Annotated in this window: 21 protein-coding genes and 3 tRNA genes; all 24 read left to right on the top strand. The window is 40.2% G+C overall.

The window, feature by feature from the left end; all coding sequences use genetic code 11:
- Positions 1 to 54 precede the first annotated feature (54 nt).
- On the top strand, positions 55 to 1,155 hold the full coding sequence (gene ychF / locus AA980_RS17265) for a redox-regulated ATPase YchF (protein ID WP_024030260.1): 1,101 nt from the start codon (positions 55 to 57) through the stop codon (positions 1,153 to 1,155).
- Positions 1,156 to 1,340: 185 nt separating this feature from the next.
- On the top strand, positions 1,341 to 1,628 hold the full coding sequence (gene rpsF / locus AA980_RS17260; protein WP_024030261.1) for a 30S ribosomal protein S6: 288 nt from the start codon (positions 1,341 to 1,343) through the stop codon (positions 1,626 to 1,628).
- Between the two features lie 74 nt (positions 1,629 to 1,702).
- Complete coding sequence (gene ssb, locus AA980_RS17255) at positions 1,703 to 2,224, top strand: single-stranded DNA-binding protein (protein WP_024030262.1); 522 nt, start codon at positions 1,703 to 1,705, stop codon at positions 2,222 to 2,224.
- Between the two features lie 51 nt (positions 2,225 to 2,275).
- Entirely contained in the window at positions 2,276 to 2,515 is a 240-nt protein-coding gene (rpsR, locus tag AA980_RS17250) for a 30S ribosomal protein S18 (RefSeq protein WP_024030263.1), read from the top strand.
- Positions 2,516 to 2,616: 101 nt separating this feature from the next.
- Complete coding sequence (locus AA980_RS17245; protein WP_024030264.1) at positions 2,617 to 3,561, top strand: YybS family protein; 945 nt, start codon at positions 2,617 to 2,619, stop codon at positions 3,559 to 3,561.
- Positions 3,562 to 3,586: 25 nt separating this feature from the next.
- Positions 3,587 to 5,560 (top strand): DHH family phosphoesterase, encoded by a 1,974-nt coding sequence (locus AA980_RS17240; protein WP_024030265.1) that lies wholly within the window; start codon positions 3,587 to 3,589, stop codon positions 5,558 to 5,560.
- Positions 5,557 to 6,006 (top strand): 50S ribosomal protein L9, encoded by a 450-nt coding sequence (gene rplI / locus AA980_RS17235; RefSeq protein WP_024030266.1) that lies wholly within the window; start codon positions 5,557 to 5,559, stop codon positions 6,004 to 6,006. The genes AA980_RS17240 and rplI overlap by 4 nt, the downstream gene beginning before the upstream one ends.
- A 148-nt stretch (positions 6,007 to 6,154) precedes the next feature.
- The gene (dnaB, locus tag AA980_RS17230; RefSeq protein WP_024030267.1) at positions 6,155 to 7,510 is read left to right on the top strand and encodes a replicative DNA helicase; all 1,356 of its coding nucleotides are present in this window, start codon (positions 6,155 to 6,157) and stop codon (positions 7,508 to 7,510) included.
- 441 nt (positions 7,511 to 7,951) lie between these two features.
- Entirely contained in the window at positions 7,952 to 9,244 is a 1,293-nt protein-coding gene (locus AA980_RS17225; protein WP_024030987.1) for an adenylosuccinate synthase, read from the top strand.
- A 1,113-nt stretch (positions 9,245 to 10,357) separates the two neighbouring features.
- A tRNA-Lys gene (locus AA980_RS17220) sits at positions 10,358 to 10,433 on the top strand.
- Positions 10,434 to 10,446: 13 nt separating this feature from the next.
- Positions 10,447 to 10,518 (top strand) — tRNA-Glu (locus tag AA980_RS17215).
- A gap of 51 nt (positions 10,519 to 10,569) precedes the next feature.
- Positions 10,570 to 10,642 (top strand) — tRNA-Phe (locus tag AA980_RS17210).
- A 408-nt stretch (positions 10,643 to 11,050) separates the two neighbouring features.
- Positions 11,051 to 12,499: a peptidoglycan DD-metalloendopeptidase family protein gene (locus AA980_RS17205; protein ID WP_024030289.1), complete on the top strand. Its 1,449-nt coding sequence runs from the start codon at positions 11,051 to 11,053 to the stop codon at positions 12,497 to 12,499.
- Positions 12,500 to 12,716: 217 nt separating this feature from the next.
- On the top strand, positions 12,717 to 13,427 hold the full coding sequence (gene yycF / locus AA980_RS17200; protein ID WP_024030288.1) for a response regulator YycF: 711 nt from the start codon (positions 12,717 to 12,719) through the stop codon (positions 13,425 to 13,427).
- Positions 13,428 to 13,435: 8 nt separating this feature from the next.
- Entirely contained in the window at positions 13,436 to 15,259 is a 1,824-nt protein-coding gene (gene walK, locus AA980_RS17195; protein ID WP_024030287.1) for a cell wall metabolism sensor histidine kinase WalK, read from the top strand.
- Positions 15,256 to 16,575 (top strand): YycH family regulatory protein, encoded by a 1,320-nt coding sequence (locus AA980_RS17190; RefSeq protein WP_024030286.1) that lies wholly within the window; start codon positions 15,256 to 15,258, stop codon positions 16,573 to 16,575. Before walK ends, AA980_RS17190 begins: the two co-directional genes overlap by 4 nt.
- Complete coding sequence (locus AA980_RS17185) at positions 16,562 to 17,359, top strand: two-component system regulatory protein YycI (RefSeq protein ID WP_024030285.1); 798 nt, start codon at positions 16,562 to 16,564, stop codon at positions 17,357 to 17,359. Before AA980_RS17190 ends, AA980_RS17185 begins: the two co-directional genes overlap by 14 nt.
- Positions 17,360 to 17,365: 6 nt before the next feature.
- Entirely contained in the window at positions 17,366 to 18,160 is a 795-nt protein-coding gene (locus AA980_RS17180) for an MBL fold metallo-hydrolase (RefSeq protein ID WP_024030284.1), read from the top strand.
- A gap of 424 nt (positions 18,161 to 18,584) precedes the next feature.
- The gene (locus AA980_RS17175; protein ID WP_024030283.1) at positions 18,585 to 19,817 is read left to right on the top strand and encodes a S1C family serine protease; all 1,233 of its coding nucleotides are present in this window, start codon (positions 18,585 to 18,587) and stop codon (positions 19,815 to 19,817) included.
- 149 nt (positions 19,818 to 19,966) lie between these two features.
- Positions 19,967 to 20,125, top strand: coding sequence for a CxxH/CxxC protein (locus AA980_RS26500; RefSeq protein WP_024030282.1), 159 nt, complete (start codon positions 19,967 to 19,969; stop codon positions 20,123 to 20,125).
- A 101-nt stretch (positions 20,126 to 20,226) separates the two neighbouring features.
- Positions 20,227 to 20,706 (top strand): 23S rRNA (pseudouridine(1915)-N(3))-methyltransferase RlmH, encoded by a 480-nt coding sequence (gene rlmH / locus AA980_RS17170; protein WP_024030281.1) that lies wholly within the window; start codon positions 20,227 to 20,229, stop codon positions 20,704 to 20,706.
- 516 nt (positions 20,707 to 21,222) lie between these two features.
- Entirely contained in the window at positions 21,223 to 22,476 is a 1,254-nt protein-coding gene (locus tag AA980_RS17165; protein ID WP_024030280.1) for a sensor histidine kinase, read from the top strand.
- 315 nt (positions 22,477 to 22,791) lie between these two features.
- Entirely contained in the window at positions 22,792 to 23,781 is a 990-nt protein-coding gene (locus AA980_RS17160) for a LacI family DNA-binding transcriptional regulator (protein ID WP_024030279.1), read from the top strand.
- A gap of 210 nt (positions 23,782 to 23,991) precedes the next feature.
- Entirely contained in the window at positions 23,992 to 25,395 is a 1,404-nt protein-coding gene (locus AA980_RS17155) for a sucrose-specific PTS transporter subunit IIBC (RefSeq protein ID WP_024030278.1), read from the top strand.
- The last annotated feature ends 8 nt before the right edge of the window (positions 25,396 to 25,403 follow it).

Raw genomic sequence — 25,403 nt, 5'->3', positions numbered from 1 at the left:
CATTTGGACTAATTTTAATTAATATAGATTAACTTTTTTAGAGGAGTGAAGTATATGGCATTGACAGCCGGTATTGTAGGATTGCCGAACGTTGGAAAGTCTACTTTATTTAATGCAATTACCCAAGCTGGTGCAGAATCAGCGAATTACCCTTTCTGTACGATTGACCCGAATGTCGGAATTGTGGAGGTTCCTGACCACCGCCTGCAAAAATTAACGGAACTCGTGCAACCGAAGAAAACCGTGCCAACGGCATTTGAATTTACCGATATTGCCGGGATTGTCAAAGGCGCAAGTAAAGGAGAAGGGCTTGGAAATAAGTTCCTTTCTCATATCCGTCAAGTTGATGCCATTTGCCAGGTAGTTCGCTGTTTTGCCGATGAAAATATTACCCATGTATCCGGTAAGGTTGACCCGATTGATGATATTGAAACCATCAACCTTGAGTTAATCCTTGCCGATATGGAATCAGTAGAAAAAAGAATTGGCCGTGTTGAAAAATTGGCAAAGCAAAAGGATAAGGAAGCAGCAGCTGAATTTGAAGTCCTTGCGATGCTGCGTGATGCCTTTGAGGCTGAAAAACCCGCACGTACGGTTGATTTTACCGAAGAACAAATGAAATTGGTAAAAGGACTGCATCTGTTAACGATTAAGCCTGTACTTTATGTAGCAAACGTTAGTGAGGATGATGTAGCAGATCCATCAGAAAATGAATATGTTCAAAAGGTTCGTGAATTTGCTGCAGCAGATAATGCAGAAGTAATCGTCATCTGTGCCAAGATTGAAGAAGAAATTGCGGAGCTTGAAGGCGAAGAAAAGCAGATGTTCCTTGAGGAGCTTGGCATTGAGGAATCCGGTCTTGACCAATTAATCCGTGCTGCATACCATTTACTCGGGTTAGCTACCTACTTTACCGCAGGTGTACAGGAGGTTCGGGCTTGGACATTTAGAAAAGGCATGAAAGCACCGCAATGTGCCGGCGTTATTCATTCAGACTTCGAACGCGGCTTCATTCGTGCAGAAACAGTGTCCTACGATGATTTACTCGCAGCCGGCAGTCACACTGCAGCAAAAGAAGCAGGTAAAGTTCGTTTAGAAGGAAAAGAATATGAAGTAAAAGACGGCGATGTCATCCACTTCCGTTTTAATGTATAAATATTTCTGCCCTGCAATTTTTGCAGGGCTTTTAATATTTAGCAGGTAAAATCCTTTTATAAAATTTACAAACTTGTGAAGGACATTGCATTTTTCTTATACCTGTGCTATAATTTCAACTTGTGAGTAATGAATAATTGCTCCTTGCCCATTCGGGCCGTTTAGACCAAAAGGAGGTGACTGTGATGAATAAGTACGAAATCATGTACATCATCCGCCCAAATATTGAAGATGAAGCGAAAAAGGCTCTTGTTGAGCGTTTCAACACAATTCTTCTTGACAATGGTGCGGAAACTGCTGAAACAAAGGATTGGGGTAAGCGCCGTCTAGCATACGAAATCAACGATTTCCGTGACGGATACTACCAAATCGCTAAAACAACATCTTCAGCTGCTGCAGTACAAGAGTTTTCTCGTCTTGCAAAAATCAGCGAAGATATCATTCGCCATCTTGTAATTAAAGAAGAAGCTTAATATTAATATAAAAATTTTTCTGGTGCAGAATGTTTCAGATGAAACATGCGCCGAAAGAAAAGGAGTTGATTCTGATGATAAACCGTGTCGTGCTTGTTGGCCGTTTAACAAAAGACCCTGAATTGAAATTTACTCCAAACGGCATTGCCGTTGCTACCTTTACTCTTGCAGTAAATCGGCAATTTTCAAATCAGCAAGGTGAACGTGAAGCAGACTTCCTTAACATTGTTGTGTGGCGTAAGGCTGCTGAAAATGTTGCAAACTTCCTGAAGAAGGGCAGCTTAGCAGGTGTAGACGGCAGAATTCAAGTTCGTACGTACGAGCAAGATGGAAGACGTCAATATTTTACTGAGATTGTAGCAGATAGCGTTCAATTCCTTGAACCTAAGGGCTCTTCTGGCGGAGGCGGTGGAAGAAGCAACGATTATTACGGAGCTCCTCCAATGGAACCACAAGGTAATCCATATGGCAGCAGCAATCAGAATCAACGCCAAAATCAGAACCAAAACCAAAATAAAGGTTTTACCCGAATGGATGAAGATCCATTTGCCGGAAATGGTCAAATCGACATCTCTGATGACGATCTGCCATTTTAAATCAAACCTTACTCAAACGTTAAGATAAAAAACATAAAGGAGGGAATTTTCATGGCAGGAGGACGTAAAGGCGGACGCGCGAAGCGCCGTAAAGTATGTTATTTCACAGCAAATGGCATCTCTCGCATCGATTATAAAGATGTGGATTTACTCAAAAAATTCATCTCTGAGCGTGGAAAGATTTTACCACGTCGTGTAACTGGTACAAGCGCTAAATATCAACGCAAACTAACAGTTGCAATCAAACGTGCACGTCAAATGGCATTACTACCATTCGTTGCAGGTGAATAATAAATTGTAGGCAGCAAGGGCCACGCCCTTGCTGTCTTTTTACATTTAATAAATTGAAAGCTACAATAAGGAGATAGGGTTAGAATATTAGGGGGGAAGAAGTGAAAAATGTTCGTAAATTAACAGAAGGTGCCATCCTCTTAGCGGCATTTACTGTTCTGCTATTAATCACCATATACATACCGCTTGTTGGAGCCTTTTCAAACTTGGTCTTACCGCTGCCGTTCATGTTGTTTGCGGCAAAAAATGAGCTGAAAAATATAGTGGCCTTCTTTCTAGCGGCTATATTCCTTTCATTTCTTGCCGGTTCATTCTTGGGACTTGGCTTAATGCTACTTTATGGGACAATCGGAGTGATCATCGGGTTTATGCTTCAAAAAAATAAGAGCCGAACATCGATATTAATAGTAAACTCGCTGATCTTTATGGCGGGACTTGTCATTTATTATGTAATTTCTGTCGCCTTTTTTAAGTTAAATATCATTAATGAGCTGACTGCAGCATTAAATGACACCGTCAATAATTCTCAAGATCTCCTTAAAGCTCTGGGGCAAGAAGATCAAATTGAACTGATAAAAAAACAAAATGCCGACCTGCTTAAAATGATTGAAACGCTGGTCCCGTATTTTTTAATTATGATGTCAATTACGGCTGTCTTTATTATCCAGTGGGTCAGCTTTCCAATATTAAAGCGATTTGGTGTGAGTGTTCAGCCGTGGGGCAGTTTTCGCAATATGTCCCTGCCTAGAAGTCTTCTATGGTACTATTTAATTGCCTTGGGAGTAAATATACTGGCCCATCCCCAAGAAGGAACCTATCTATATACGGTCGTCACTAATGCGACTTATATATTGAATATGTTTTTGTTATTTCAAGGTCTTGCGTTTATTTTTTATATTTTTTATCAAAAGTCCGTTTCCAAGGGTTTCAACGCCCTTGTGGTAATTCTTGCTTTCATGATTCCGATTGTTCATTATATAATATTAATGTTAGGGATTTTAGATATCGGATTTGATTACCGCAAGCGTTTTAAGAAGAAAGAGTAAGACTTGTGACAAGGAGCTGAAAACTTTGCCGGCATTTTTAGAAAAGCGGTCAATACGTTACCCCTTTTACGGGTTAATAGGCGTTACAGTGGTCGTGCTCATTGTCCTGTCCTTATATAATTGGATATTAAGTGCTGCCGGACTGTTACTCATGTTTTTTCCTATCTACTATATGTTTGTCATTGACCATCGCCAGAGAGTGGAAATGGAAGAGTACATCACAACACTTTCTTACCGGGTAAAAAGAGTGGGCGAAGAAGCACTTTTGGGGATGCCCATCGGAATTATGCTTATTAATGATGAGTATAATATTGAATGGACAAATCCCTTCCTCGCCTCTTGTTTTGATGAGGACACACTTGTCGGAAGGTCTCTGTATGACGTAGCAGACCCATTAGTTCCGTTAATTAAGCAGGAGGTAGAAACAGAAGTCATTACCCTCTATGACCGGAAGTTCCGCGTCATCCATAAACGTGAAGAACGGCTGTTATACTTTTTCGATGTAACAGAACAAACAGAGATTGAGAAAATGTATCATGAAGAACGGATCGTTATTGCAACGATCTTTCTAGATAATTATGATGACTTAACTCAGGGAATGGACGACCAGATGCGCGGCAGCATCAATAATTTAGTTACATCAATCCTGAATAAATGGGCAACAGATAATGGAATTTTCTTAAAAAGGATTTCCTCGGAACGATTTATGGCTGTTTTTAACGAAGGAATTCTCCATATGCTTGAAAAGGGGAAGTTTGCCATCCTTGATGAAGTGCGCGAAATGACCTCAAATCAGAATGTCTCGTTTACCTTGAGTATTGGGGTTGGAACAGGTGTCTCGTCCTTACCTGAATTAGGTGTCTTGGCACAATCAAGTCTCGATCTGGCCTTAGGCAGGGGCGGGGATCAAGTTGCGATTAAACTGCCAAATGGGAAAGTGAAGTTCTTTGGCGGCAAAACAAATCCAATTGAAAAACGGACAAGAGTTAGAGCAAGGGTCATCTCCCATGCCTTGAAGGATTTAATTACTGCAAGTGATAAAGTGATTATTATGGGTCATAAAAACCCTGACATGGATTCGATTGGCTCAAGTATTGGAATTTATAAAGTAGCGCAAATGAACCGGAAGGAAGCCTATATCGTTGTTAATACCCAGGAAATCGACAATGCTGTCAAGCGATTGATGGCTGAGATCCGCCAACAAGAGCAATTGTTTGCTCATTTTATCGGACCTGATGAGGCGCTTGAAATTGCCACGGATAAGACGCTGCTTGTTGTTGTTGATACCCATAAACCTTCTTTGGTCATGGAGGAACGGCTATTAAACAAAATTGATCATGTTGTGGTGATTGATCATCATCGCCGCGGCGAAGATTTTATTGAGGGTCCATTGCTCGTGTATATGGAGCCATATGCCTCGTCTACATCGGAGTTAGTAACAGAGTTTTTGGAATATCAGCCGAAACGAGCTAAAATAGAGATGATAGAAGCGACGGCGCTTTTAGCAGGAATCATCGTCGATACAAAAAGCTTTACATTACGAACCGGCTCAAGAACATTTGACGCCGCCTCCTACTTGAGGGCACACGGTGCTGATACCGTTCTCGTGCAAAAGTTTTTGAAAGAAGACGTAGATACATATATCAAAAGGTCGAAGCTGATTGAATCAGTAACTTTTTACCGTGAAGGGGTTGCGATTGCTAAGGGCACTGAAGATGATCTTAATGATCAAGTGATTATTGCCCAAGCAGCGGATACATTGTTATCGATGGACGGTGTCCTAGCTTCCTTTGTGATTTCAAAACGCGGCGAAGGAGTTATTGGTATTAGTGCGAGGTCCCTCGGAAACATCAATGTCCAAGTGATTATGGAAAGCTTAAAGGGCGGCGGTCACTTAACAAATGCGGCCACCCAGCTGGCAGGGCTGTCAATTGAAGAAACGGAAGCACAATTAAAAGCAGCGATTGATGATTATTTTGAAGGAGTGAAAAAGGAATGAAAGTAATTTTTCTCAAGGATGTTAAAGGAAAAGGAAAAAAAGGCGAAGTAAAAAATGTGGCGGATGGCTATGCACAAAACTTCTTAATTAAGCAAGGTTTGGCAATTGAAGCAAGTAACTCGAATATCAGCACATTAGAGGGGCAAAAAAAGAAACAGGAAAAGGTAGCTGCTGAAGAACTGGCTGAAGCGAAAAAGCTGAAAGAAACATTGGACCAAACGACTGTTGAGTTATCAGCAAAAGCTGGTGAAGGCGGCAGACTATTCGGTTCGATTACTACAAAGCAAATTGCTGAAGAGCTACAAAAGAAAACAGGGATTAAAGTTGATAAGCGGAAAATGGAATTAACAGATGCCATCCGCACCCTTGGCCATACGAAGGTTCCAGTGAAGCTTCATCATGAAGTAGTTGCAACACTTACTGTTGCGGTAAAGGAAATAAAATAAGATAAAAATTTGCCAGTTCAATTTCTGGATAAACATGATAGAATAGACAAAGTAAGCAACGGGATGTGATCGGTTTTGACTGGTCACTTTTTTCTTTATAAGATATGATATTTTTAAATCATCCTCTCACATAGGAGGTTTTGAATAGATGAGTGATTTATATGCGGACCGCATGCCGCCGCAAAATATTGAAGCGGAACAAGCCGTTTTAGGGGCGATTTTTCTAGAGCCTTCTGCGTTAACATTAGCTTCAGAAATATTAATTCCTGAGGATTTTTATCGTGCCTCCCATCAAAAAATCTTTAATGTCATGTTGAAGCTAAACGATGAAGGTAAAGCGGTTGACTTAATTACAGTGACAGAAGAATTGGCAGCGGCCAAGCTGATTGAAGATACAGGCGGGGTTAGTTATTTAAACGAACTGTCGGGGTCGGTTCCTACTGCCGCAAATATAGAGTATTATGCTAGAATCGTAGAAGAAAAGTCTTTACTTAGAAGGTTAATTCGTACGGCAACAGGAATTGCCACTGATGGATATTCGCGTGAGGATGAAGTCGAAGCGCTTTTGAGCGAGGCTGAGAAAAGTATCCTTGAAGTTGCTCAAAGAAAGAATGCCGGTGCCTTCCACAGCATTAAAGATGTCCTCGTTCGGACGTATGACAATATTGAGGAGATGCATAAACGCGTTGGCGAAATTACAGGTCTTGAGACTGGGTTTGTTGAGCTTGACCGGATGACAGCAGGCTTCCAGCGCAATGACTTAATTATTGTTGGTGCCCGTCCTTCTGTTGGTAAAACAGCATTTGCCCTCAATGTTGCGCAAAATGTGGCCAAAAAAACAGGTGAAAACATTGCCATCTTTAGTCTTGAGATGGGTGCTGAACAGCTTGTCATGCGTCTTTTATGTGCCGAAGGAAATATCGATGCCCAAAGGCTTCGTACCGGGTCACTGACAGAGGATGATTGGGGTAAGCTGACGATGGCTATGGGAGCCTTATCAAATACGGGAATCTATATTGATGATACCCCTGGCGTTCGCGTCGGTGATATTCGCTCTAAATGCCGCCGCTTAAAGCAAGAGCATGGCTTAGGGATGATTTTAATTGACTATTTGCAGCTGATATTAGGAAGCGGTCGTTCTGGTGAAAACCGTCAGCAGGAAGTATCGGAAATTTCCCGCTCGCTTAAGCAATTAGCTCGTGAGCTGCAAGTCCCTGTTATTGCTCTTTCTCAGCTTTCCCGTGGTGTCGAGCAGCGTCAGGATAAACGCCCGATGATGTCCGATATTCGTGAATCAGGAAGTATTGAGCAGGATGCCGATATCGTTGCCTTCCTATATCGTGACGATTACTATGATAAGGAATCAGAGAATAAGAATATTATCGAGATTATCATAGCTAAGCAGCGTAACGGTCCGACAGGCACGGTTTCGTTAGCATTTGTGAAGGAATATAATAAATTCGTCAACATCGAGACGCGTTATGACTCTCCTCCAGGAGCATAACGCCGATATGAAAAGTCAGCCTAAATCTAAGGCTGGCTTTTTTTTATTTTGGCTGTGTTAAACCACATTATTGATTTTGATCACAATGTTGATTGGACGTGGATACAGCGAGACTCCAGCGGGAGCAGCGGGACAGGTGAGACCCCGCAGGCGCGCAATTCGCCGAGGAGGCTCACCGCCCGCCCCGCGGAAAGCTCGCGCCTGGAACGGAAATAAACATTCACTTATAACACAGCCTTTATTTTAATAGATTGCTATATTTCACGAACATAATTTTATATTTAACTATAAAATGTTCGTGTTTAGTTTGATTAATGGTAGAAAAATTGCTAAACTAATGAAGTGATAAGAAAAGCGCTGAAGCTGGACAATTTTCGAAGTCGAAATTTTCCTTTCTTATCAGAGTAAATAAAGTGGTAAAAACTTTGGAGGTGCCTTAATATGTCATCAGTAGTGGTAGTTGGTACGCAGTGGGGAGACGAAGGCAAAGGAAAGATAACTGACTTTTTGTCTGAAAATGCAGAAGTAATTGCGCGTTATCAAGGTGGAAACAACGCAGGCCACACCATCAAATTTAACGGAGAAACCTACAAATTACACTTAATTCCATCAGGGATTTTTAATAAAGAAAAAATTAGCGTAATCGGCAATGGAATGGTTGTTGATCCAAAAGCACTGGTTACGGAATTGGCTTATTTACATGAAAAAGGCGTTACAACTGAGAATCTTCGGATTAGCAATCGTGCCCATGTGATCCTTCCGTATCATTTAAAATTGGATGAAGTGGAAGAAGAAAGTAAGGGTGCTAATAAGATCGGTACGACAAAAAAGGGAATCGGACCTGCCTATATGGACAAGGCCGCCCGTGTCGGTATCCGGATTGCTGATTTGCTTGAGCGCGATGTGTTTGAGGAAAAACTTGAGCGGAACCTCGCTGAAAAGAACCGCTTATTTGAACGGATTTATGAGACAACTGGCTTTAAGAAAGAAGAAATCTTAGATGAATATTTTGAGTATGGACAGCAGATTAAGCAATATGTCTGCGATACATCTGTGGTGTTAAATGATGCTCTAGATGACGGTAAGCGGGTGCTCTTTGAAGGTGCCCAGGGCGTTATGCTTGATATTGACCAAGGCACGTATCCGTTTGTTACATCTTCTAACCCAGTTGCCGGCGGAGTAACGATTGGTTCAGGTGTTGGTCCATCGAAAATAACTCATGCCGTTGGCGTTTGTAAGGCATACACATCCCGTGTCGGGGACGGTCCGTTTCCTACTGAATTAAATGATGAAACAGGAAACCGCATCCGTGAGGTTGGACGCGAATACGGTACTACAACAGGACGCCCGCGCCGTGTCGGCTGGTTTGATAGCGTCGTTGTCCGTCATGCCCGCCGTGTCAGCGGGTTAACCGATCTTTCCCTTAATTCGATTGACGTCTTAACCGGTATCGAAACTTTGAAAATATGTACGGCCTATCGCTATAAAGGTGAACTCATTACAGAGTATCCAGCGAGCTTAAAGGTATTAGCGGAGTGTGAACCTGTATATGAGGAGCTTCCAGGCTGGAATGAGGATATTACAGGCGTTAAATCATTAGATGAACTGCCTGCCAATGCCCGCCATTATATTGAGCGTGTCACCCAGCTTACAGGAGTTCCGCTGACCACATTCTCTGTCGGCCCAGATCGAAACCAAACAAACGTCGTCCGCAGCCCTTGGAGACAGATTTAAATCAAGAATGAGAGGCCCGCATCTTGGCGGGCTTTCCTCTTTGAATATGAAAGGTTTGCGAGGGATGGAAATTGTGTGATTTGACGATTCGCAAATAAAACTAAGTAATTCGCAAATAAAAGGTCTGGATTCGCAAATAAAGCCAGGTAATTCGCAAATAAAATGGACTTATTCGCAAATAAACTAGATTGCGTCCCTAAATAAGTGATTCTGACAGAACTTTTTGCCCTAAAAATATTTTTTTCTGCAGTTTTCCCGTTTTACCCCACCATTCGAACAGAATATCAACGAAAAGCGCATGTTTAATTGGCAAAATTGGATTAAATTAAGCGGAAGTTTAGATAGAAACTATATTTTAAAAAATATTTTAAAAAAAGTATTGCCTTAAATCTATTATCCATGCTATTATAAAAAGCGTCGTCACAATACGACAAATTACAGCACTTATAGTACGAGCCATTAGCTCAGTTGGTAGAGCAGATTGCGGACTTCAATGAATAAGCTTCCGCGTGCAATCTGCGAGAAATTCCGCAAGGGATTTTGAGCATCCGGCAGAAGTCGAAGTTTAGGAAACAATTATAGTACGAGCCATTAGCTCAGTTGGTAGAGCAGATTGCGGACTTCAATGAATAAGCTTCCGCGTGCAATCTGCGAGAAATTCCGCAAGGGATTTTGAGCATCCGGCAGAAGTCGAAGTTTAGGAAACAATTATAGTACGAGCCATTAGCTCAGTTGGTAGAGCAGATTGCGGACTTCAATGAATAAGCTTCCGCGTGCAATCTGCGAGAAATTCCGCAAGGGATTTTGAGCATCCGGCAGAAGTCGAAGTTTAGGAAACAATTATAGTACGAGCCATTAGCTCAGTTGGTAGAGCAGATTGCGGACTTCAATGAATAAGCTTCCGCGTGCAATCTGCGAGAAATTCCGCAAGGGATTTTGAGCATCCGGCAGAAGTCGAAGTTTAGGAAACAATTATAGTACGAGCCATTAGCTCAGTTGGTAGAGCAGATTGCGGACTTCAATGAATAAGCTTCCGCGTGCAATCTGCGAGAAATTCCGCAAGGGATTTTGAGCATCCGGCAGAAGTCGAAGTTTAGGGAACAATTATAGTACGAGCCATTAGCTCAGTTGGTAGAGCATCTGACTTTTAATCAGAGGGTCGAAGGTTCGAGTCCTTCATGGCTCACCATTTTTAATAATATGGCCCCTTGGTCAAGCGGTTAAGACACCGCCCTTTCACGGCGGTAACACGGGTTCGAATCCCGTAGGGGTCATTGGTTTTGGTCTGGTAGTTCAGTTGGTTAGAATNCGCCACGCCATATTTTGGCTCAGTAGCTCAGTCGGTAGAGCAAAGGACTGAAAATCCTTGTGTCGGCGGTTCGATTCCGTCCTGAGCCATACAAGAAGAAGCTTGCTAACGCAGGTTTCTTTTTTTTATAAACTTATATAAATCGCCACTGTTACAAAAACGAAATAAAACTTCCATATATTTTACAAATCCACCATAGTTTGTCCTATTTTGTAAAATGGGAATCTATTACTCTCGAACCAGTAAAACCCTTGATATGATAGGAATTCCTCCCTAATTTTTTTAAAAAATTCAAATGAAAACTATGAAAATATGACTAACATATTTCAGAAAAAGTAGGAAAATGTCAGTAATTATACAGTTTTGTTACATTATAGAGACTAATAAACTTTTTAAAAAAAATTATGATAAAGTAAAGAAGGTCTAAAATTCTGGAAAATTCTTTACTAGTCTACATACAAGATTAAGAGGGTTTTACCGTGGTTTAGGAGGAAAAAATGTTATTCTCGAATAAAGATTCGAAGTCAAAGAGGTTTTTATTTCTTAAAACGGCAGTTATTACAACCATGGCTGCGTCCGTTATTGCCTTTAGTAACGGTCCGGTTGCATTTGCCACATCACCAAAGTTAACAACTATATATCATGTCTATCTTAATGGTACATACATTGGGAATGTCACGGATAAAGACATAATTGATAAACTCGTTACTGAAAAAGTAGACACAGCAAAGCAATCCTTCAAGGAAGTCAATTTAAAAATTGGCCCTCAGGTTGAATACATCCCTGAGCAGGTTTTCCGTTCAGAAGCCAATAATCAGGAAGCCGTCCAAAATATACAAAACTCTTTTCAAATCCAGGCTGAGGCATCTGCAATCCTCATCGACGGGACACCAGTTGTTTACTTGGATCATGAAGAAACAGCCGAACAAGTAATCAAGAATTTCAAGCTGCAATATGTCACTGAGGATCAATTAACAGAACTTGAAACACGAAAAGCTTCTGACGAAACGGCATTGCCGCCATTGCAAGAAAATGAGACTCGTCTATTAGACGTCCATCTTTCGAAAAATGTTTCAGTTGAAACTGTAAATGTAGCCCCAGACAAAATTATGTCGGCTGCGGATGCTGTTACTTTTTTACAAAAAGGCACATTAGAAGAAAAGAAATATGCCATCCAAGAGGGAGATGTTCTCGAAACGATTGCCGAGGATCACGGTCTGAAGTTGGCTGATATCCTGGCATTAAATCCAAACATAACCGAGGAAACACTCTTGAAAATTGGTCAAGAAATTAATATAACGGCGCTAAAACCATTTATTGAAGTAATCGTTGAAAAAGAATTAAATCAAAAGGAAGAAATTCCTTTTGCAAATGAAGTAGTTGAGGATTCATCAATGCCGAAGGGCGATACAAAGGAAAAACAAAAAGGTCAAAACGGATCCCGCTCGGTGACTTACGCAATTACAGAACAAAATGGTGTAACTGTTAAGAAGGATAAGTCTAGCGAACAAATCCTGCAGCAGGCGGTAAATCATATTGTCATCAAAGGAACAAAGGCAATTCCTTCCCGTGGTGAGGGGGTCTTGGCCTGGCCGACTGTTGGCGGATATGTATCCAGCCAAATGGGCTACCGCTGGGGCAAGTTGCACAAAGGAATTGATATTGCCGGACCAAGCAACAGAGCGATAAAGGCTGCTGATAATGGCGTCGTTGTCTCTGCCGGATGGGGCAATGGCTATGGAAATAGAGTCATCATCGACCATCAAAACGGCTTCCGCACATTATATGGACATATGTCATCGCTTAATGTTAAAGCCGGCCAAACAGTTTCAAAGGGCACGCAAATTGGGATTATGGGTTCAACAGGCGATTCGACCGGAGTCCATTTGCATTTTGAAGTGTATAAAAACGGCAGCTTGGTCAACCCGCTTTCCTATCTAAAATAATTACGAATCAAAAGTCTCTAGTTGGAACTAGAGACTTTTCCTTTTAAACGTAATTGGAATTACTACTATCTAGAAGGGAAAAAATGTTATTCCATTCTTGCCAAATGCTACTTATAGGTGAATTAAAGCTGATAAAATGGTAAAGTAAGATAGTATAGGTATGTCTTTTAACAGCTATTGATTGTATAGATTATTTAACGTAAAAAGGAGAAATTGTATGGAGAAGAAGATTCTAGTTGTAGATGATGAAAAACCAATTGCAGATATTTTGCAGTTTAATTTAAAAAAAGAAGGCTACGTTGTCTATTGTGCTTATGATGGCAACGAAGCTCTTCAATTGGTAGAAGAGATCCAGCCTGACCTGATTCTCTTAGACATTATGCTTCCACAAAGGGACGGGATGGAAGTCTGCCGGGAAATCCGCAAAAAATATGAAATGCCGATTATTATGCTGACAGCAAAGGATTCTGAAATTGACAAAGTTTTAGGTCTTGAACTGGGTGCTGATGATTATGTAACAAAGCCATTTAGCACAAGGGAACTGATTGCCCGTGTTAAAGCCAATTTACGCCGGCACCAACAGATTCTGTCCCAGCCTGATGCTGAGAATGAAACGAATGAAATTGAAATAGGTTCGCTTGTGATTCATCCTGATGCCTATGTCGTCTCAAAACGCGGTGAAACTATTGAACTGACACACCGGGAGTTTGAACTGCTCTACTATTTGGCCAAGCATATCGGTCAAGTAATGACACGAGAGCACCTCTTACAAACGGTATGGGGTTACGATTATTACGGCGATGTGAGGACAGTGGATGTAACCGTTAGACGCCTGCGCGAAAAAATTGAGGATAGCCCTAGTCATCCAACGTGGATTGTCACTCGCCGCGGGGTTGGATATTACTTGCGGAATCCTGAACAGGAGTAATTTCTTTGATGAAAAAGGTTGGTTTCTTTCGCTCAATACATGTAAAGTTTGTCATCATCTATGTCCTCCTGCTTTTAGTAGCGATGCAAATTATCGGTGTTTATTTTGTCCGCCAGCTGGAAGAAACACTAAGAGCAAATTTCCAGACATCGTTAAAGCAGCGGGTTAATTTGCTTGCTTATAATGTACGGGAGGAAATGGAAAAGGAAAGAACGCCAGAAGACCCCACACTTGAAGACGATATTAAAAAAATCCTTAGAGACTTTGATGCAGGCGATATTTCTGAAGTTCGCGTCATTGAAAGCCGGTCCCTTAAAATTCTCGGTTCTCAACCAAGTAATCAAGGAGTGGTCGGCCAAAGGACCACAGAACTGCGCATAAAGCAATCGATGGTGTTAGAGGAGGACCAAAGTGCAATCAAAATTGACCCACAAACAGGACATCGGATTTGGGTCCTCTCTACCCCAATAAAGTCCGGTAAAAAAGTGATTGGATCAATCGATCTTGTTGCAAAAATTGAAAATGTCTTTGAACAAATGAAAACGATCAATGGAATCTTTGCGACCGGAACTGCGATTGCCTTATCAATAACGGCTATTCTCGGGATATTATTGGCCCAAACCATCACAAGACCAATTGCGGATATGAAGAAGCAGGCATTTGCGATGGCAAAAGGGAACTTTTCCCGAAAGGTTAAAGTATATGGCAATGATGAAATCGGTACGCTAGCGGTCACCTTTAACAACCTGACGAAGAAGCTTCAAGAAGCACAGGCCATGACCGAAGGGGAACGAAGAAAACTGTCATCAGTGCTATCGTATATGACCGATGGCGTTATTGCTACTGACCGAAAAGGCCGAGTTATTTTAATTAATGAGCCGGCAGCGGACATGCTGAATGTTTCACGTGAAACAGTTCTTTCGCAGCCGATTGTGTCGTTATTGAGTTTGGATGATTCCAATTCCTTTGAGGATTTATTAGAGGAGAAGGATTCGTTAATCTTAGACTATAGTACAAATACAAAAAGCTATATTCTTCGCGCCAATTTTTCTGTCATTCAAAAAGAAACCGGCTTTGTTAACGGTTTGATTGCTGTGCTGCATGATATCACAGAACAGGAAAAGATTGATGCTGAAAGAAGAGAGTTTGTCGCCAATGTTTCGCACGAACTAAGAACGCCGTTAACCACAATGAGAAGTTATTTAGAGGCACTTGCCGATGGGGCGTGGCAAGATGAGGAAATTGCGCCAAACTTTTTGGAAGTGACGCGGACAGAAACGGAACGGATGATTCGACTTGTCAATGACCTCCTGCAGCTATCGAAAATGGATAGTACGGATTACAAGCTAAATAGGGAATGGGTAAACTTTGTCAATTTCTATCATCGCATCATTGACCGCTTTGAAATGTCCAAGGAGCAGAATGTCACTTTCAATCGAAAGCTTCCTGACCATGCCATCTTTGTAGAAATTGATGAAGATAAAATGACTCAGGTATTATACAACATTATTTCCAATGCGTTAAAGTATTCACCGGAAGGCGGCCAGGTCACATTCTCCGTCCAAGAACGAGAAGACCAGATTATCGTTAGCATCTCGGACCAAGGGATGGGGATTCCAAAAGAGAATATTGGAAAGGTTTTTGACCGTTTTTATCGTGTGGATAAAGCAAGAACTCGGAAATTGGGCGGTACGGGACTAGGGCTGGCGATTGCCAAGGAAATGGTCAATGTCCACGGCGGAGCTATTTGGGCGACAAGTAAAGAAGGAAAGGGAACGGTGATTTCCTTTTCATTACCGTATGAGCGTCCTGAAGAGGAAGAGTGGTCATGAGATACGAAAATATTAAATCATGGATATTAACAATATTAGTCATGGTCAGTGCCCTGTTAACATGGAATCTTTGGACATACCAGCCCAATTACGACACCATGGAAAATAATATGGTGAGAGAAGTCACCGTAAGTGAAAAACAGGAGGTTCAAAAGATTGTTCGTCCTGATCGGATATTGTTTCATATAAAAGGTCAGCATTACGGGACCAATAATACCGAGGAGCTTGAAAAGGTAATCAAGGAATTGAGCGGGTGGGCATTTTACGACATCAAAAATGTTAGCGACAAAGTGGGTAATATAGAAGAATTATCGCACAGCAGCGGAAATGCAGAAATTGTTTTTCCAGGAGAAGTCCCAATTGAATTATACCGCAGCGTCTTAACTATGGAAGGAAAGAAGCTGCCCTCCTTTAACTTTAATCGGATTATTATTAATGTTGAGGACTCGGAAAAGGAGAATGGGATTGTTTACTTTGTTTCAACAGAAAACCAGCAAGTCCATATAAGTCATATAACGCCTGCCAATTTAAGCTCGTTTAACCGTGACTTCTATAAAAATGCTGACCGGTTTCCTGAGTTCTTTGCCTATAAAACATCTGATAAACATACGCTTTTCCTGCCTGAAAATACGACGGAAATGATGACCTATAAGTATGTACCTGTTAACCTTATTTCTGAGGAATTTAAAGAGGCGCTTTTTAGTGATCCTAGTTTTGTTCAAAAAAGTTTGATAACGCAAGGTGAAGAATACACAAATGGTTCTAGCAAAATGACGGTGAATAATAATAGCAATATGCTTTCTTATGTCAATCCAACGGCAGATGATGATTTTATTGATAACTCGTATGATTTAGTCAAACGAAGCATTGATTTTGTCAATGAGCACGGGGGATGGACAGATTCGTATCGTTTTGTTTCAAAAAGTGAATTTAGCCGGTCCGTTACCTTTCGTTTATACAGTATTGAAGGGTATCCCGTTTTTAATGATAATGGACTTTCAGAAATCAAAGAAGTTTGGGGCAGGGATACCATTAATAAATATGTGCGCCCTAATATTTCGTTGGAACTGCCAGTAACGACGGAAATGCAGAAAGTATCGCGGCCATCAGGACACGCCGCATTGGAATTTTTACAAAAGCAAAAGAACTTTAAACCAGAGCTTCTTGAAGAAATGGTTTTAGGCTATCGGATGGAAAGGGATTCAGATCAGAATAGGCTTATTCTCTTAGAGCCAACCTGGTTCTATCGCTATGATAAAGCATGGGGACAGATTACGATGGACGACCTGGGAGGATTGCAGCATGGATTGGAATAAAACTAAAACAATTTTTATCATAACATTTCTGATCTTGGATGTTTACCTCTTATTTCAATTCATGAAAATCCGTGATGCCAATAAATACGAAGTCGCAAATGAGGCTTCGTTTGAAGAAAAACTGAAGGCGGATGAGATTCAATATAACGACTTACCAAAGGCACCGATAAAGGATCAATATTTAAGTGCAAAACCAAAGGTCTTTATTAAAGGTGATTTTGCAAAATTAAAAGGTCAGTCTGCCACTATTATGGACCAAGGTTTGTCGCTTCAAGTAACACTTGAGAAGCCATTGCAGTTAGGTTCAAAGTTTGAACCGGCTGAACTCTCTGGCTTTTTAAAGGAAAATGTCCTTTACGGTGAGCATTATCAGTTTTGGGAAAAGGATGACAAAAAGAATACCATCACCTTCTTTCAGCAATATGATAATTTCACGTTGTATCAAAATATAAATGGAATGATTACTTTCACTTATAATGCAGATAATCAAATCGTTTCGTATCAACAATCCTATCTGGAGGGGTTCGAAAAACTAACGGCAAAAGAGGATATTCTGCTTCCGTTAAAGGCAATTGAAACCCTGCATCAAAAGGGAATGTTGAAGCCGAAGAGTAAAATTACCAAGGTGGAGCTTGGCTATTCGACCCTGATTCAACTGGCAGCATCTCAAGTATTAGCACCAACCTGGCACTTTGTCGTCAATGATAAGGAAAGTTTATTTGTGAATGCGTTTGAGGGCCAGATTATTGATTTTAAGAGTGACGAAAATAGTAAAGTGGAGTGAAACAGCATGGCGTTAAGTTATAGCATTCTTGCAAGCGGGAGTACGGGAAACGCCCTCTATGTAGAATCTGATGAACATTCCTTCCTCGTGGATGCCGGGTTTAGCGGCAAGCAGATGGAGGCTCTTTTTGGGCAGATTGATCGTGATATTAGTAAGCTATCGGGGATTTTTGTCACGCATGAGCATAGTGATCATATTAAAGGGATTGGGATTCTGGCTCGTAAATATCATTTGCCAGTGTTTGCGAATGAAAAAACGTGGCGGGCGATGGAAAGTTCGGTCGGGGTCATTCCGACTGAGCAAAAGTTTGTTTTCAATATGGAAACGGTAAAGAGCTTTGGTTCTGTTGATATTGAATCATTCGGGGTTTCCCATGATGCGGCAGAACCGATGTTTTACGTCTTCCATCAATCTGGGAAAAAGCTAGTGCTGATTACCGATACAGGCTATGTAAGCGACCGAATGAAGGGAACTATCTCTAATGCCGATGTTTATATTTTTGAATCCAATCATGATGTGCAAATGCTGCGGATGGGGAGATATCCTTGGAACATCAAACGAAGGATTCTCAGTGATGTCGGCCATGTTTCCAATGAGGATGCTGCGATTGCAATGAGCGATGTGGTTGGAGATCGAACCAAAAGGGTCTATCTTGCCCATCTTAGTTTAGATAATAATATGAAGGATTTAGCGAAGATGGCAGTGACTCAAACCCTCGAGAGCCAGGGCTTAATAGTCGGCGAACAATTTGGGCTTTACGACACAGACCCAAAAACACCAACGATTTTAACAGCGGTATAAATTATAAGAAAATCACGCGCCCTTATGTGAGGGCACCGAATATCTTAAATTTAGCCTAGGTAAAAGAACTTGTTGATTGGAACGGAAGGCGGCGAAGACTCCTGCGGGAGTACGGGTCAGGTGAGACCCCGCAGGCGCTAGCGCCTAGGAGGCTCACCGGCACGCCCTAAGGTGCGCGTAGCCGCCTGGAGTGGAAATCAACAGACAGTATAGAGACATATTCTAAATTTAATTGACTTTTTCAGTGCCCTCCCTTATGCTGTGGCGCTTTTTTTTATAAATTATGAAAAAACTATGAATAAACTCGTAAGTTTTTGCTAATAAAAAGCAATTTTTTAGTAATTTTCAGTTGAATGAGTATAATTGTTATTATAAGCCAAAATAGTAGATAGCAACCTTTTCGGGTAGAGAGGAATGGTGTAGATTGGGTTATTATGATGATCATTCACAGGGGCGTTATCAAGAACAAAAGGGAAAAAAGAGCGGTTTCTTTCTTGCTAGCTTTGTCGGGGCAATAATTGGTGCCATTGTCGTTATCCTGGCCATTCCAACCTTGTCAAAACAGGGGATCCTCCCTTATGAGCTGGAATCCGCGCAAAACTTACCAACGGATACGAATAATAATAACCAGCAAAATGTCATTAAGCAAGTATCTTATGATGTAACCACTAATACGACAAAAGCTGTTGATAAAACAGGTGAAGCAGTTGTTGGCATCAATAACATTCAGGCTACAAGCTTTTGGTCCGATAATGGAAACGGCTCTGAGCAGGAAGCCGGAACAGGTTCGGGTGTTATTTATAAAAAGGAAGGCAATCAAGCCTTCGTCGTAACGAATCATCATGTCGTTGAGGGGGCAACCAAGCTCGAAGTCACTTTGTCGGATGGAACGAAAATTCCTGCCAAACTCCTAGGCAGTGATATCTGGACAGATTTAGCCGTTCTACAAATTGATGCTGACAAAGTTAAGAAGGTTGCTGAATTCGGTAATTCCGACATTTTAAAGATGGGTGAACCGGTGATTGCGATTGGAAATCCACTTGGAGCAACATTTTCTGGTTCGGTAACACAGGGGATTATCTCCGGATTAAAGCGGACGATACCGGTTGATATAAATCAAGATGGCATTATTGATTGGCAGTCAGAGGTATTGCAAACAGATGCCGCGATTAACCCAGGCAATAGCGGCGGTGCGCTAATTAATATGGCAGGGCAAGTCATCGGGATTAATTCGATGAAGATTGCCCAGAATGCTGTTGAAGGGATCGGCCTATCGATTCCGATTAATTCGGCGAAGCCGATTATTAATGATCTTGAACACTATGGTTCTGTTAAACGGCCATATATGGGTGTCGATTTAAAATCAGTTTCTGAAATTCCGGCCTATTATCAGCAAGAGGCATTAAAGCTGCCCCGAGATGTAAATTACGGTGTGGCCCTCCGTCAAGTAATCCCGAATTCTCCGGCATCTCAAGCAGGATTAAAAGAGCTGGACGTGATCGTCGAGATGGACGGACAAAAGATAAATGATGTTATTGATCTTCGTAAGCACTTGTATCAGGAAAAGAAAATAGGCGAGCAAATGAAGGTTAAATATTATCGGGATGGAAAGTTACAAGATACAACCTTGCGTTTATCCGCAGAGAAATTACAATAAGTGGCCCGCAAAAACAGGAGGTGATTCATGCACACTCCTGTTTTTGTTGTGGTATCATGGTTGAGGTACTCGATGTTGTCGAATGACAAAGGGTTGTAAAGTTAACAATAGGATAAAGGTATATCTTTTTCAGAAAGGTGGTTAAAAGAATGATTTATTGCTGTGAGGAACATGTGGAGATTGGATTGGATGCAATTGTGGATGAATATCAAACGTTTCCGGTAATGACGAAAATAACTGGGGATAACTTATCAACAAGCTGTGAATATTGTCAAAATAGAGCTGTATATATGGTGGCGAACAAGTGATTCCATACAAGATGTGGATAAAAAATGTGGACATGTGGATAACTCCTGTGGACAACTTGTTTGTAAACTGTTTGTAATCAAGTTGAAAAGGGCTGTGGATTGTGAATATCTCAATTATTACTGTTGGAAAATTAAAAGAAAAATATTTGCGTCTTGGCATTGATGAGTATTTAAAGCGATTATCGGCGTATGCCAAGGTAGAGGTTATTGAGGTTGCCGATGAAAAGGCACCTGAAGAATTAAGCGAGCTGGAAATGCTGCAGGTAAAGCAAAAAGAAGGCGAAAGAATTTTAGCCAAAATCAGCCAGGATACATATGTGATTGCCTTAGCCATCCAAGGGAAGTTGGCATCATCAGAAGAGTTGGCGGATTCATTGGATAAACTTGCGACTTACGGAAAAAGCAAAATTGCCTTTGTCATCGGCGGTTCTTTGGGTTTGAGTGATGAAGTGTTGAAGCGGTCAAATGAGCAGCTGTCGTTTTCACGGATGACCTTCCCCCATCAGCTGATGAGGCTGATATTGGTGGAACAGATTTACCGGGCATATCGGATTAATCGGGGGGAACCTTATCATAAGTAAATGAGGTTTTTCTACCATTAGATAACTAATATTAATATCCATTAGACTAACAGCATTCGAGGAATTAGGTAGTGGCATAAATTTATTTAAAGTAGAAATAGTAAAAATGACTATAGAAGAGAAGCATATAGCTTCTCTTTTTTCATCTCAAAGGCAGACCTTATAAGAGCAATAATGAAGAGGAAATGGAGGCAGATTACTTGTTAAAATGGGTCCAATAACATTAGGAGCGGATAAAATGAACAAGATTCCGGACTACACGATGATGCATTTTTTCAGAGGAAATATTATTTTAGGAAACGTTAGGGATTTGCTTACTTCCATAAGGCTAATCCCCCTCCCATATCTTACACCTAAAGATTTACTTTATCCAACCTAGTTCACCTATTTCTCCATTTTCAAATTAAGATGTAATTGTATTCTAAAATAGTATGATAATATATACATAGGAAATTTGAACCATATTATTAAAGCGAAATAAGAAATTTCTAATTAACTATCAAAAAAGGGGTATATATGAAGGAATTTTATACTCAAATAAATAAAAAAGTATACTATATTACAATGTTAATTCTAATAACCATTATGATGATGGGGTTATTTATTGGTAATCCACTTATTGGTGAGCATGGGGACGGTTTTATCTTACATGTTGCACTTGTTGTCATCCTATCTGTCTGTTTATTACTTTATCCTAGATATGTAACCCATGTGTTTAGAATAATCATAATAATAGTAGCGTCCGTTTACTTTTATACGCTTTTCTTTTTATATCCAGAGACTGGGTCCAACTTTATCTTTTTATGTTTGATTCCAATAATCTCTATCTTGTTTTTTGATGCAAAGCTCTTTTACTTTTCTTTACTATTAAACAGTATATCAATAATATTTACTTTTGGTTATATTATGCTAATTGATCAAGGCAATCTATTCTACTTTATAAAACAGGATTTAATAGGAAATGTTATAAACTTTATAGGAAGTCAAGTGATTATCTATTTTGTATTTTATTTATCGGATGGACGAATTAAAAAACAGCAATTATATCACGAACAAATAAAACAGACAGAGCGTTTGAAGATATCTGGCCAACTAGCAGCTGCTGTTGCTCATGAAATCAGAAACCCTTTGACTGTTGTTAAAGGATTTTTGCAGCTAAACGAAAATGACCCTTCAGTTAGTGATGATGTAAAGAGACACTATACGTTGATGATTGGTGAATTGAATGCTGCTGAGCACGTGATTTCTCAATTGTTATCTGTTGCAAAGCCAAATAATGATCTAGAATCGGAAACTGTGGATGTAAAGGATGTTCTTCAGACTGTAACAGATTTACTTCATTCATATGGACTTTTGCATGAGAATAATATTGAATTAAATGTAATAGAAGAGTGTATTATCGTAGCAAACACCATAGAATTTAAACAATTATTAATAAATATAATTAAAAACGCAATTGAGGCCTCCGAAATTGGTGATTCGGTTAAGATAACTGCTAATATGAAGAATGATTTTGTTGAGATTAAAGTAATCGATTATGGACGAGGAATGTCAGAAGCAGAAGTAGGGTCTTTAGGTACTCCTTTTTACTCTTTAAAAAGTAAAGGGACGGGATTAGGTATGATGATTTGCTATAATATTGCAACAAAATATAAAGGAACAATAGATATCCAAAGCTCGAAAGGTGAAGGTACTACGGTTACTATTCGCTTTCCATCAAAGAAAAATACAATTGGGTCTAAAGGCAAAATATATAAGGAAGGGATTTAACTGGGTCCGTAGCACTTTTAAATTGTATTCAAACCCGCCAGTATTTATGAAACTCCCGAATAATATCCAAGGAGGAATGGGGGGGAATGGACCAAAGTATTAATCGGCGACTTGTATGAAATTAGCGGGGACGATATGGTGAAAAACTGCCCCTTAAACAGGTGCGGGGAACCTTATCATAAATAGAGTCGGTTTATCCTTATTTAGATAATCTTTTAGGAATTATTTCTAACCATTCATGGAAACATCTATTTTCTATCTCTTTAATTGTGTAAAATAGTTATTGGAAAATTAGCTGCCCAGGAGGATCTATTTATGTTAACAATTAAAGAAATAGCTGAAAGGGCCAATGTTTCAAGGACGACTGTTTCAAGAGTAATAAATAATTCCGGTTCTGTTAGTGAGGAAGCAAGAAGAAGAGTATTAAAGGTTATTGAAGAGACAGGATATGTACCTAGTGAAAACGCTAAATCATTACGGACTAAAAAGACAAAGGTAATTGGTGTCATTCTCCCTAAAATTAGTACAGAAACATCCAGTCGATTGGTAAAGGGTTTGGACGATATATTTGCAAAAGAGGGATATCAAATCCTACTTGCCAATACAAATCTCAATCCTGAAAAGGAGATAGAATATTTACGCCTGTTAAAAAGTAGACATGTTGATGGAATTATTCTATCAGCGACTAATATTAATCGGCCATTAGTGGAAGAAATTTATCAATTAAAAATTCCATTTGTAACAGTTGGTCAATATATCACAGGGTTGGCCAATGTCCTTTTTGATGATTATCAGGCTTCTAAGGATATGGTTAATCTTTTGATAAAAAATGGGTATAAAAACATTGCCTTTATCGGTGTTAGTGAAAAAGACCGTTCCGTTGGGCATTTGCGGAAAATAGGTTACATGGATGCGATGAAAGATCATCATTTACCTGTGGAAGAAAGCTGGATTCAAAAAGGAATATTTAATGTAGATTCTGGTTATGAATGCATGAAACCGATTATGGAAGATTCTAAAATAAAGCCTGATGCGGTCCTTGCCGTAACAGACCGGCTTGCCATCGGAGCCTTACAGTATATTAAAGAGAAGGGGCTATCCATACCTGATGATATCGCGGTAGCAGGAATGGGCGCATCAGAGCTATCAAAATATATTTCCCCTGCCTTGACGACGATAGATTTTTCAATGGAAGATGCAGGCCGAGAAGCAGCTAGTTTATTGTTAGAACAAATCAACGGCGAAAATTACCAAGAAACAATTAGGATGATCAAGTATAGATTTATGGAAGGTTCAAGTATATAATGATGGTGTAATCATTCGATTACACTTTATTTTTCGATTGATTGGAATCGATTCCAATTGTGCGAATTATCAACTTATTTTTTTAAATTCTATTGGAATCGATTTCAACATTTTGTATAATAGTTATAGAAACCCTTCTTATTTAATAAATAGATTAATATTTTATTATTTATGGAATCGATTCCCTACAAAAACCAAGAGGTGAATGAAATGACAGAGAATAAAAAAATTGCAGAAGATGTGATTAAAGCTGTCGGGGGCAAAGAAAATATTCAATCGGTAGCTCACTGTGCTACTAGACTCCGAATCATGGTCAGTGATAAAGAAAAAATCAACCAGGAGCAAGTAGAGAATATTAGCAAAGTTAAGGGAGCTTTTTATAATTCGGGGCAATACCAGATTATCTTTGGTACCGGAACGGTAAATAAAATTTATGAAGAGGTAACCAATCTTGGCCTTGATATGAAGTCTGCGTCTGAACAGAAAACAGAAGCAGTTAAAAGTGGAACTAAATTTCAAAGAGCGATTCGAACCTTTGGGGATGTGTTCGTTCCAATTATCCCTGTTCTCGTAGCGACTGGACTATTTATGGGTCTTCGCGGTTTGGTCATGCAAGATCAAGTTTTAGCCTTATTTGGCATGAAGCCGGACGATGTATCACAAAACTTCTTATTATTCACGCAGGTGCTGACAGATACAGCTTTTATATTCTTGCCTGCACTTGTTGCTTGGTCAACTTTTAGAGTGTTTGGCGGAACTCCGATTATTGGGTTAATTTTAGGACTCATGCTCGTTTCCCCTGCCTTGCCAAATGCGTATGCGGTTGCAGGCGGCAGTGCTGAGGCCATTCGCTTCTTCGGCTTTATTCCGGTTGTTGGCTATCAAGGTTCTGTTATCCCAGCATTTATCGCTGGTATTATTGGAGCGAAACTTGAAAGAGCGATTCGAAAACGTGTACCTGAATCTCTAGATTTAATTATTACACCGTTTCTTACTCTTCTTGTGATGATTGTTCTTTCGCTATTAATTATTGGACCTATTTTTCATACAGTTGAACAAGGAATCCTAACAGTGGCTACAAATGTCCTTTCATGGCCATTTGGTATAAGCGGACTATTAATTGGCGGACTGAATCAGCTTATTGTCATAACAGGTGTTCACCATGTTTTCAACATGTTAGAAATCCAGTTACTATCTGAATTCAAAAATAACCCATACAACGCAATTATAACTTGTTCGGTTGCTGCACAGGGCGGTGCTGCTCTAGCTGTGGGACTTAAAACAAAATCTGTAAAATTAAAAGCACTAGCACTGCCATCATCGTTCTCAGCATTTTTAGGAATTACCGAACCAGCTATTTTTGGGGTGAACCTACGGTATGGTAAACCATTTATTATGGCACTTATTGGTGGTGCTGTAGGTGGATTTATGGCATCTATCCTTGGACTTAAAGCAACAGGTATGGCCGTTACCGTAATTCCGGGAACCCTGCTTTATCTAAATGGACAGATCTTACAATATATTTTAGTTAACGTCATTGCGATTGCTGTTGCCTTCATTCTGACATGGATGTTCGGCTATTCAGATAAAGTAAAGAATGAAATAGAAGATTAGGAGGGGAA

This window comes from Neobacillus vireti, assembly GCF_001026695.1.
GTDB classification, from domain to species: domain Bacteria; phylum Bacillota; class Bacilli; order Bacillales; family Cytobacillaceae; genus Neobacillus; species Neobacillus vireti.
The sequence above is the reverse complement of the archived record's forward strand: the minus strand, read 5'-3'. Positions and strand labels throughout refer to the sequence as shown.